Annotated in this window: 8 protein-coding genes and 1 pseudogene; 3 read left to right on the forward strand and 6 right to left on the reverse strand. The window is 62.3% G+C overall.

Annotation, left to right across the window (positions count from 1 at the left end; genetic code table 11):
* The 4 genes and pseudogenes from EN884_RS11870 to EN884_RS11890 all read right to left on the reverse strand — a co-directional run.
* Positions 1-206 (reverse strand): annotated as a pseudogene (locus tag EN884_RS11870) (hypothetical protein); the annotation flags it as partial.
* Positions 203-2,107, reverse strand: coding sequence for a cobaltochelatase subunit CobT (gene cobT, locus EN884_RS11875; protein WP_181172684.1), 1,905 nt, complete (start codon positions 2,105-2,107; stop codon positions 203-205). The gene cobT and the pseudogene EN884_RS11870, both read right to left, overlap by 4 nt.
* A gap of 471 nt (positions 2,108-2,578) precedes the next feature.
* On the reverse strand, positions 2,579-3,565 hold the full coding sequence (cobS, locus tag EN884_RS11885) for a cobaltochelatase subunit CobS (protein ID WP_013529367.1): 987 nt from the start codon (positions 3,563-3,565) through the stop codon (positions 2,579-2,581).
* A 123-nt stretch (positions 3,566-3,688) separates the two neighbouring features.
* Positions 3,689-4,318: a J domain-containing protein gene (locus EN884_RS11890; protein ID WP_013529366.1), complete on the reverse strand. Its 630-nt coding sequence runs from the start codon at positions 4,316-4,318 to the stop codon at positions 3,689-3,691.
* A gap of 181 nt (positions 4,319-4,499) precedes the next feature.
* Between EN884_RS11890 and EN884_RS11895 the strand changes: the two genes are divergently transcribed.
* Positions 4,500-4,802, forward strand: a complete 303-nt coding sequence (locus EN884_RS11895) for a BolA family transcriptional regulator (protein ID WP_063169109.1) — start codon at positions 4,500-4,502, stop codon at positions 4,800-4,802.
* A 15-nt stretch (positions 4,803-4,817) separates the two neighbouring features.
* Here EN884_RS11895 and EN884_RS11900 read toward each other — a convergent pair whose 3' ends face one another.
* Together EN884_RS11900 and EN884_RS11905 are read right to left on the reverse strand one after the other, a co-directional pair.
* Positions 4,818-6,371 (reverse strand): acetolactate synthase large subunit, encoded by a 1,554-nt coding sequence (locus EN884_RS11900; RefSeq protein ID WP_063169110.1) that lies wholly within the window; start codon positions 6,369-6,371, stop codon positions 4,818-4,820.
* Positions 6,372-6,469: 98 nt separating this feature from the next.
* On the reverse strand, positions 6,470-7,276 hold the full coding sequence (locus EN884_RS11905; RefSeq protein WP_063169111.1) for an alpha/beta hydrolase: 807 nt from the start codon (positions 7,274-7,276) through the stop codon (positions 6,470-6,472).
* A gap of 240 nt (positions 7,277-7,516) precedes the next feature.
* Between EN884_RS11905 and EN884_RS11910 the strand changes: the two genes are divergently transcribed.
* On the forward strand, positions 7,517-9,466 hold the full coding sequence (locus tag EN884_RS11910) for a PrkA family serine protein kinase (protein ID WP_013529362.1): 1,950 nt from the start codon (positions 7,517-7,519) through the stop codon (positions 9,464-9,466).
* 17 nt (positions 9,467-9,483) lie between these two features.
* Positions 9,484-10,596: DUF444 family protein (locus EN884_RS11915; RefSeq protein ID WP_164894983.1), on the forward strand; the 1,113-nt coding region annotated here is incomplete at its 3' end.

A 10,596-nucleotide genomic window follows, 5' to 3' on the forward strand; every position in this document is an offset into this window, starting at 1 on the left:
GTCATCTCCAGCCCGCCGACGAATTCGAAAGGGCCGAATTGCTTGTCGGCACGGCCAATGTGAAATTCGGTGATCGGGCGGGCCGAGATTTCGACCGGTTCGACAGAACCAGAGTCGGGCGAACCGGCTGCCGCCGAAGCCACACCGGAAAGCAGGGCGATGGCGGCGAAAAGCGTCTGCTGAAAGCCGCCGCGCCTGGAGATCATCCGGCGCGCCGCATACCACCGCCGCGCCGCGTATCCTTCGCGCTTTCCTCGGCAAACAGCGAAGCCAGCTGCTCGGTCATGGCGCCAGCCAGCTCCTCGGCATCGACGATGGTGACGGCGCGGCGGTAGTAGCGCGTGACATCGTGGCCGATGCCGATGGCCAAGAGTTCCACAGGCGAACGCGTCTCGATCAGCTCGATGACGGCGCGCAGATGGCGTTCGAGATAATTGCCCGGATTGACCGACAGCGTCGAATCGTCGACCGGCGCGCCGTCCGAGATCATCATCAGGATCTTGCGCTGCTCGGGCCGGGCGATCAGCCGGTTATGCGCCCACAGCAGCGCCTCGCCGTCGATATTTTCCTTGAGCAGGCCTTCGCGCATCATCAGGCCGAGATTGCGCCGTGCCCGCCGCCACGGATGGTCGGCCGATTTGTAGATGATGTGGCGCAGATCGTTGAGCCGGCCAGGATTCGGCGGCTTGCCGTCCTTCAGCCATTTCTCGCGCGCCTGCCCGCCCTTCCACGCCCGCGTGGTGAAGCCGAGGATCTCGACCGAGACGCCGCAGCGCTCCAGCGTGCGCGCCAATATGTCGGCGCAGGTGGCGGCGACCGTGATCGGCCGGCCGCGCATCGAGCCGGAATTGTCGAGCACCAGCGTCACCACCGTGTCGCGGAACTTGGTGTCGCGCTCCTGCTTGAACGACAGCGGCTGCATCGGATCGATGACGACCCGCACCAGCCGTGCCGGGTCGAGATAGCCCTCTTCCAGGTCGAAGTCCCAGGAGCGGTTCTGCTGCGCCATCAGCCGGCGCTGCAGGCGGTTGGCCAGCCGCCCGACGACGCCGGACAGGTTGGCGAGCTGCTTGTCGAGGAAGGCGCGCAGCCGGTCGAGCTCTTCTTCTTCGCACAACTCCTCGGCGCCGACCGTCTCGTCGAAAGCGGTGGTGAAGACCTTGTAGTCGATCTCTTTCGGCAGATTGGTGAAGGGATTGTCGTTGCGGCGCGCTTCGCCGGGTGTTTCGGCATCGGCGTCGTCATCGTCGGACAGATCGTCGGCGGTGGCGTCGGAGGCTTCCGTCTCGGCCGACTGTTCGTCATCGGCGGAAGCTTCGGCATCCTCGGACTGCGACTGCTCGGAGCCGGAATCCTCTTCGCCGCCCTCCTCGCTCTGCTCCTCGCCTTGCGGCTGGTTGTCATCATTGTCCTCGGAATCTTCCGTCTCCTGGTCGTCGCCGAGTTCCTCGGCCATTTCCATGGAGGCCAGCATCTCGCGCACGACCCGGGCGAACGCCTGCTGGTCGCCGAGCTTGGCCGACAATCCGTCGAGGTCGGCCTTGGCCTTCTCCTCGACCCAGGGGCGCCAAAGTTCGACCAGCCGCTCGCCGCTTTTCGGGATCGGACGGCCGGTCAGCTTCTCGCGCACCATCAGGGCAAGAGCTTCCTCGATCGGCGCGTCGGCCTTGTCCTTGATGTCGACGAGGTTGGCCTTGGCGTATTTGTCCTCCAGCATCGAGCCGATATTGTCGGCGACGCCCTGCATGGCGCGTGAGCCTATCGCCTCGACGCGGGCCTGCTCGACCGCGTCATAGATGGCGCGGGCCGCCTTGCCTTCCGGCGCCAGCTTGGTGTGGATGCGCACATCATGGCAGGCGCGCTTCAGCGCCATGGAATCGCCGAGGCCGCGGGTGATCGCGATATCGGTCTTCGATGCCTTCTTGGGCAGCTCCGGCAAGCGCGCGCGGCTGCCGGCGAGCGCCGGCCGGTCCTTGGCGAAACCGACTTCCAGTTCCTTGTCGCCGGCAATGGCGCGCATGCAGACGGTGACGGCACGCTTGAAGCTGTCGGCTTCAGAGCCCGTCTTCGACTTGTTGCGCGTGTTGTCGCCCGGACCCGCCATCATCTATCTCTATTGTACCGCTGGCCGCTGGCCAAGCTGAGTGCGCAGGAGGCCGATAATCTCTTCGACCGAGATCGTAAAATAGCCGCCTTTCCCACTGTCATATGCCTGTCTCCAATGACTGTATCCGTGGTCAAACCCGTCGGGAATTGGACGAACACCCTCAAGTTCAACCAGACTTTCTCTCAGTACGTCAGCCGCTACAGGGAGGTGAGGGATTGTTTGCAGCTGCTTTCCGTCATTAGGTATCGGCGCGTCAGAGACTGAGATCGATACGATCGGCTGACTTTCGCCTTCCAGATAATCGACAGCGCCTATGATCACACGCGAGGATACTGGTGTCGCGCCGTGATACGTCCAAGTCTGCCCAGGTTTGAGTGGTTGGTTCTGGGCCATGGCTGCCTGACTGAGACCAAAGCAGAGGAATACAAGACTCCATAGGAACGTCCGGTGGGTCGTTCCCATGGAGCGGTCTTAGCCCAGCACCACGTTGGCGGCGCTCTCGGGCAGATCCTCGCCGAAGGCGCGCTGGTAGAACTCGGCCACCACCGAGCGCTCCAGTTCGTCGCACTTGTTGAGGAAGGTCAGCCGGAACGCCATGCCGATATTGCCGAATATCTCGGCATTCTCTGCCCAGGTGATCACCGTGCGCGGGCTCATCACGGTCGACAGATCGCCGTTGATGAAGGCCGAGCGCGTCATGTCGGCGACGCGCACCATCTTGTTGACGATGTCCTTGCCCTTGCCGTCGCGATAGTGCTTGGCCTTGGCCAGCACGATGGCGACTTCATTGTCGTGCGGCAAATAATTCAGCGTGGTGACGATCGACCAGCGGTCCATCTGGGCCTGGTTGATCTGCTGGGTGCCGTGATAGAGGCCGGTGGTGTCGCCCAGGCCGACCGTGTTGGCGGTCGAAAACAGCCGGAAGGCCGGATGCGGGCGGATAACCCGGCTCTGGTCGAGCAGCGTCAGCCGGCCTGACGATTCCAGCACGCGCTGGATGACGAACATCACATCCGGACGGCCGGCATCATACTCGTCGAAGCACAGCGCGACATTGTGCTGGTAGGCCCAGGGCAGGATGCCGTCGCGGAATTCGGTGATCTGCAACCCGTCCTTGACCACGATCGCGTCCTTGCCGACGAGATCGATACGGCTGACATGGCTGTCGAGGTTGACGCGCACGCAGGGCCAGTTGAGGCGGGCGGCTACCTGTTCGATATGGGTCGACTTGCCGGTACCGTGATAGCCCGACACCATGACGCGGCGGTTGTAGGCAAAGCCCGCAAGGATCGCCATCGTCGTGTTCTTGTCGAACAGATAGTCCGGGTCGATGTCGGGCACATGCTCCGATGTCACCGAATAGGCCGGCACCACCATCTTGGATTCGAAGCCGAATTTCTCCTTCACCGACACCGTCGTGTCGGGCAGGTTGGCGATGTCGCGATCGACCTTGTTCATATCTCTCAACGTCTCCACGGGCGAAACGTCTGATTTCGCCGGCAATCGATTTTGTCCGGGGGCGGTCTTAAAGCCTTTTCCAACCTTATGAAAGTTGGAAAACGACACGAACCGTATGGTCGCTCAGCACAGGCCCGCCTGTTTGAGCACGCGATAGGCTTGCAGCACATCGCGGAACCGGTCTTCCGAACCTCTGTCGCCACCATTCGCATCCGGATGGTGTAGTTTCACCAGTTCCTTATAGCGCGCCTTGATCTCCTTGCCAGTCGCCTTTGTATCAAGACCAAGCGTTTCCAGCGCCTTGGCCTCAAGCGGCTTGGCCTTGCGCTCGCGCGCCTCGCGCGGATCCTTGGGTCCCTTGAACAGGTCGAACGGGTCGCGCATGCGGTTATAGTAGCCGGCGCGGCCGGAGCGCATCTGGGCCATATCGGGCGACGACCGGGTCGAGGCCCCGTTGGCGCCCATCTTCCAGGTCGGCCGGTGCCCGGTCATGGCTTCCTTCTGGAAGCGCGCGACCTCGGTGTCCGGCACGCCGGAAAAGTAGTTGAAGCCCTTGTTGTACTCGCGCACATGATCGAAGCAGAAGTGGAAATACTCACCCTCCTTCATGCGCCCGACCGGCGCACGATGGGTGCCCGCTTCCTTGCAGCCGTCCCACTGGCAGATCGGCGAGTGCGACTTCAGCTCCGCGTCCTTGTCGGGACGGACGCGAATCTTCTCGAAATATTTGGGGTACGGCTTCATCTTACCCATTTATGGGGCGTTCGCAGATGCGAAACAAGAATTGACATTTTCGCGATCATCGCCCTAACCGCTGAATCGCGGCATAAAGCAGGCGAATGGCGGATTTTGTTGCGCGGCGGCGGCCCCTCGCGAAACCGATTTTCGGTTTCCAGGCCGAGACGCCAACGATATGTGGTGAAGGGAGATGGCGATGTCCATACAGGCGACCATGGAAGACAAGCTCAACAAGGCATTTTCGCCGGACAGGCTGGTTATCATCAACGAGAGCCATCTCCATGCCGGCCACCACCATCACGGCTCCGACCATCACGGCACTTACGACGGCACCGGCGAGACGCATTTTCGCGTCCGCGTCGTCGCTTCCGCCTTTGCCAGCATGAGCCGCATCGACCGTCACCGCGCCGTCAACGAACTGCTTGCCGACGAACTGAAGGCCGGCGTGCATGCGCTGGCGATCGAACCCGCGGCTCCCGGCGAAAAGACCCGCTGGTAGGTCGCTTCCCCGCGCTCAGAGCACCGCTTCGATGAGGAACGGCCCGCGCCGTGACAGCGCACTGTCCAGCAACGCGTCGAAGCGCTCGCACGTATCGGCGCGAGCCGCCTCCACGCCCATGCCTTTGGCCAGCGATACCCAGTCGAGCGAGGGATGGTCGAGGTCGAGCATGCGCCTGGCGTTCTCGCCGATGGCGCCGACGCCGACATTCTTCATCTCGCCATGCAGGATCGCATAGGTTCGGTTGGAAAACACGATCGTCACCACGTCGAGCTTTTCCCGCGCCTGCGTCCACAATCCCTGCACCGTGTACATGCCGCTGCCGTCGGCTTCGAGATTGACCACCTTGCGGTCGGGACAGGCGATTGCCGCCCCGGTCGCCATCGGGATGCCGCCACCGATCGATCCGCCCGTGCCCATCATGTAGTCGTGCGGCGCGGCAAAGGCCGACAGCGCGAAGAAACGCCTGGCCGAGGTGACCGCTTCATCGCAGACGATCGCATCGGCCGGCAGTTTGCGCGCCACCGAAAGTGCGACGGCATCTTCCGTCAGCTTGCCGTTCGGCGTTGCCTCGTCGGGAAAAGCGGCCGCCAGCACCTTGTGTCGCGACGGCTTGATGCCAAGTTCGTCGCGAAGCGCCTCCAGCGCCGCATGCAGATCGTCGCCATGGGCGGCCAATGTCAGCACCTCGCAGCCTTCCCGGACAAGCCGTCCCGGTTTTCCCGGATAGGCGAAGAAGGCAACCGGCTCCTTTGCGCCGACCAGGATCAGAACATCGACGTCGCTCAGCACAGCCATCGCCGCATCGACCGGATAGGGGATGCGGGTCGGCGCGACACGCCCGCGCCCGCGTTGCATCCGTGCGATCAGAACCTCGCCGAACAGCCGGACGTCGCTGCCCGTCGAGATCTGCCCGGCGATGGCGAGCGCATCGGCGCGCGCGGCCTTTCCGCGAACGATCATGCCGGCCCGGCCCGGAGCGGCACGGATCGCCGCGGCGATCTTGCGTACCGCGTCCATATCGACGGCCGGCGTCGGCGCCAACGTCACCTTGCCGGGCAAAACCGCCTCGACTTCGCCCCAGGCGGCATCCGCCGGCAGGATCAGGGTCGCGACGCCGGGTGGTGTCAGCGAGGCGCGAAAGGCCGCTTCAGCTGCCGGCACGACATCGGCCGGACCCTTGACGCGGCCGACCCAGTTGGACATCGGCGCCGCAAGGCTCTCGATATCGCTGGTGAGTGGGGCATCGAGCGGCAGATGGTAAGAGGCGTGGTCGCCGACGATGTTGATCATCGGGCTGAAGGCACGCCGGGCATTGTGCATGTTGGCCAGCCCGTTGGCCAGGCCGGGACCGGTATGCAGCAGCGTCGCGGCCGGCCGATCGGTCATCCGCGCATAGCCATCGGCGGCACCCGTCACCACGCCTTCGAACAGCCCGAGCACGCAACGCATTTTCGGCTTGCGGTCAAGCGCTGCAACGAAGTGCATTTCGGAGGTGCCGGGATTGGCGAAGCAGACCGTCACATCATTGGCCAGAAGCACGTCACACAGGACATCGGCGCCGTTCATGCAATTCCCTCCCGCTCAAGATCGCAGAGCAGTTGCACCCGCGAGCACCTGCAGCAATGTCTTGCCGCTACTTTTGATCTAATCCAGTGCCGTAAAGATCAGCCAACCGTCGATTTCAGGAATGCCAGCGCGGCCGCGGTCAGCGCGTCGCCCTCCTCGCCGAAATCGCGATTGATCGACATATGCGTATAGGCGCTGCCGTCGAACAGCGTAACCTTGGTGCCCGTCGATCGCAGGCGCTCGGCAAAGGCCCTGGAGTCCTCGCTCCGGCCCGATGCCCGCGAATAGGCGATGAAAGTCGGCGGGTGCTTGCGGCCGTCGACATAGCTGGCCGGCGAAAGTGCCGCCCATTGCGCGGGATCGGAAAAGACGCGGGCATAGGCCCGGACCATACCGCCATTCTTGGCAAGTGCTGCAAGATCATAGGCCCTGGTGTCGTCGAGGATGAGCGCGGCTATGCCCGGCAATCCGCCGCGCATGCCGGTCAGCGCAACCAGATGGCAGCCGGCCGAATGGCCCATGCCGACGATGCGGTTGGGATCGCCGCCATGCCGGGCGATGTTGGCCCTGATGTAAGCATAGGCCTTTTCGACGTCACCAGCCTGGGTGGCGACATTGGCCTGCGGCAGCATGCGGTAATCGATGGAGACGAAGCAGAAGCCGTTGGCGAGCAGGAAGGCCGGTTTGGCGTCCACCTGACTGCGTTTGCCAAACTGCCAGGTGCCGCCATGAACGAAAAACACGACCGGCAGGCCGGTTGCACCATCGGGCGCGTAGATGTCGAGCTTGGCCGGCCCGTAGTCGAAGGTTTCTGGCGTGGGCCGGCGTGTTTTCCACGCGGCCGACGCTTCCAACGGCAGCATCGCCGCCATGGAGGCCATGATCAGGCTTCGTCGATCGATCATCATTGTCTCCTGGCAAGGCAAGACTGCACGCGGCCGCCCCAGCCGTCCAGTCAGGGGTTCGCAACACACCCGCTACCCGCTGAATACGGCTCCGCAACGAGCGCTTTGGTCTCGCGGAGTAGCCTCAATCCTTAAGATCGCGGCCACCTCTTCACATGAAGGGAACAAACGGTGCCCCCCGGCAGTTGAATGCGAGACGAGCCGAATGGAAGCCACAGCGGCTCCGAGGGCAAAAGCATCATGCGAGAGAACCAGTCTGACGTCTTCGATCTCTTTTCGGAAATTTACACCAACGCGGCGCAGGAAGAGATCAGCATCCAGCAATATCTCCTTGCCTGCCGCGAGGACAAGTCGATGTATGCCTCGGCGCCTGAACGGATGGTCGAGGCGATCGGCGAGCCGAACCTGGTCGACACCAGCAAGGATGAGCGGCTCGGCCGTATTTTCTCCAACCGGACCCTGAAAGTGTACCCCTCCTTCGCCGATTTCTACGGCATGGAGGATACAATCGAGCGCATCGCCGGCTATTTTCGCTATGCGTCCCAGGGGCTCGAGGAGCGCAAGCAAATCCTCTATTTGCTCGGCCCGGTGGGCGGCGGCAAATCCTCCCTTGCCGAGCGGCTGAAGAAGTTGATGGAACAGCGCCCGATCTACACGCTGAAGGTCGGCAACCAGGTCAGCCCGGTTTTCGAATCGCCGCTTGGCCTTTTCCATCCCGATCGCATGGGCGACCTGCTGGAGGATAAATACGGCATTGCACGACGCCGCTTGAATGGGCTCATTTCGCCATGGGCGGCCAAGCGCCTCGACGAACTTTCCGGCGACATTTCCAAGTTCAGCGTCGTCAAGCTGATGCCGTCGCGACTGCGCCAGATCGGCATCGCCAAGACCGAGCCCGGCGACGAGAACAATCAGGACGTCTCGGCCCTGGTCGGCAAGGTGGACATCCGGCAATTGGAAAACTTCAGCCAGTCCGATCCGGACGCCTATTCCTATAGCGGTGGACTGAACCGGACCACCCAGGGCCTGCTTGAATTCGTCGAAATGTTCAAGGCGCCTATCAAGGTCCTGCATCCGCTGCTGACGGCTACCCAGGAAGGCAGCTACAACGGCACCGAAAATTTCGGCGCCTTTCCCTACCAGGGGATCATCGTGGCCCATTCCAACGAGTCGGAATGGCTGCAGTTCAAGAACAACAAGAACAATGAGGCTTTTCTCGATCGCATCCTCGTCGTCAAGGTGCCGTATTGCCTGCGGATAACCGAAGAGCGGCAGATCTACGAGAAACTGTTGCGGGAGAGCGAATTGGCCGCCAGTCCCTGCGCTCCAGAGGTGCTGGACATCCTCAGCCGGTTTACCGTCTCGACCCGCTTGGCCGAGCACGACAATTCGCCGCTCTACACCAAGATGCGCGCCTATGATGGCGAGAACCTCAAGGAAGTCGACCCCAAGGCAAAGTCGGTTCAGGAATATCGGGACGCCGCCGGCGTAGATGAGGGCATGGCAGGCGTCAGCACGCGCTTTGCCTTCAAGATCCTGTCGCAGACCTTCAACTACGACACCGAAGAGGTGGCCGCCGACCCCGTGCATCTCATGTACATCCTGGAGGAGGCAATCAAGCGCGAACAGTTTCCGAAGGAGACGGAAGCCGCCTATCTGGAGTTCATCAAGTCCGAGCTGGCCGCGCGGTATGCCGAATTCATCGGCCATGAGATCCAGAAAGCCTATCTGGAATCCTACAGCGAGTACGGCCAGAACCTTTTCGACCGCTACATCGCCTATGCCGACGCTTGGATCGAAGACCAGGACTACAAGGATCCCGACACAGGCCAGATCCTCAACCGCGAGGTTTTGGACAACGAGCTTTCACAGGTCGAAAAACCGGCCGGCATCGCCAATCCCAAGGACTTCCGCAATGAGGTGGTGAAATTCACCCTGCGCGCCCGTGCAAGAAACCATGGCCGCAACCCGGCGTGGACAAGTTACGAAAAGCTGCGGGAAGTCATCGAAAAACGCATGTTCGGCCAGGTCGAGGACCTCCTGCCGGTGATCAGTTTCGGCTCCAAGCAGGACAGTGTCACGGAAAAGCGGCACAATGAATTCGTGCAGCGGATGGTCGAGCGCGGCTACACCGAGCGGCAGGTGCGTCGCCTTGTGGACTGGTACATGCGGGTGAACAGGGCGGGTTAGAGAACCCGGATGGTTCCATGCCGATCTTCATCGACCGCCGCCTGAACCCTAAAGACAAAAGCCTCGGCAATCGCCAGCGCTTCCTGCGACGCGCGCGCGAGGAATTGAAACGCAGCATACGCGATCAGATCCGCACCGGCAGGATCGCCGACGCGGATTCCGAGCATGCCGTGCGCATGCCCGAAAGAGGCACAAGCGAGCCGAGCTTCAACAACGCCCGCGACAGCGGCAGGCGCCAGCACATCTTGCCGGGCAACAGGCATTTCTCCGCTGGAGACCTGATCCCCAAACCCGGCGGGGGCGGCGGGGGAGCATCGTCGCCGGGAAACAAGGCATCTGAAGACGACTTTCGTTTCGTGCTGTCGCGCGAGGAAGTGCTCGATCTTTTCTTCGAGGATCTCGAGCTCCCGGACATGGTCAAGCTCAACCTCAAGGAGATCCTTGCCTTCAAGCCGCGCAGAGCCGGCTTCGCCGCCACAGGTTCGCCGACCAACATCAATGTTGGCCGCACAATGCGCAACAGCCACGGCCGCCGCATTGCGCTGAGGCGCCCCAAGCAGGTCGAACTGGATGCGATCCTCGAGGAAATCGCCTCGCTCGAGTCGACGCCATCCAGCGCCGAAGCGCGCCAGCGTATTGCGGCATTGCGCGAAGAGCTCGACCGGCTGGAACGCCGCCGCCGCCGGATTGCCTATGTCGATCCGGTCGACATCCGCTTCAACCGCTTCGATTCCCGGCCGGTGCCGAACGCCAATGCCGTCATGTTCTGTCTTATGGACGTGTCCGGGTCCATGGGCGAGCGCGAGAAGGATCTGGCCAAGCGCTTCTTCGTCTTGCTGCACCTGTTCTTGAAACGGCGCTACGACCGCATCGAGATTGTTTTCATCCGCCACACGCACCTGGCTCAGGAGGTCGACGAGGAAACATTTTTCTACAACACCCAAAGCGGCGGCACCGTCGTTTCCACCGCGCTGGAGGAAATGCACCGTATTATCACCAGCCGCTACCCGGCCCATGACTGGAACATCTATGCCGCCCAGGCCTCGGACGGCGACAATTTCGCCGGCGATTCGGAGCGATGCATTTCGCTGCTCAACGGCGAGCTCATGCGGCTGTGCCAGTATTTTGCC

It is taken from the genome of Mesorhizobium sp. M7A.F.Ca.AU.001.01.1.1, assembly GCF_004022735.1.
GTDB classification, from domain to species: domain Bacteria; phylum Pseudomonadota; class Alphaproteobacteria; order Rhizobiales; family Rhizobiaceae; genus Mesorhizobium; species Mesorhizobium ciceri.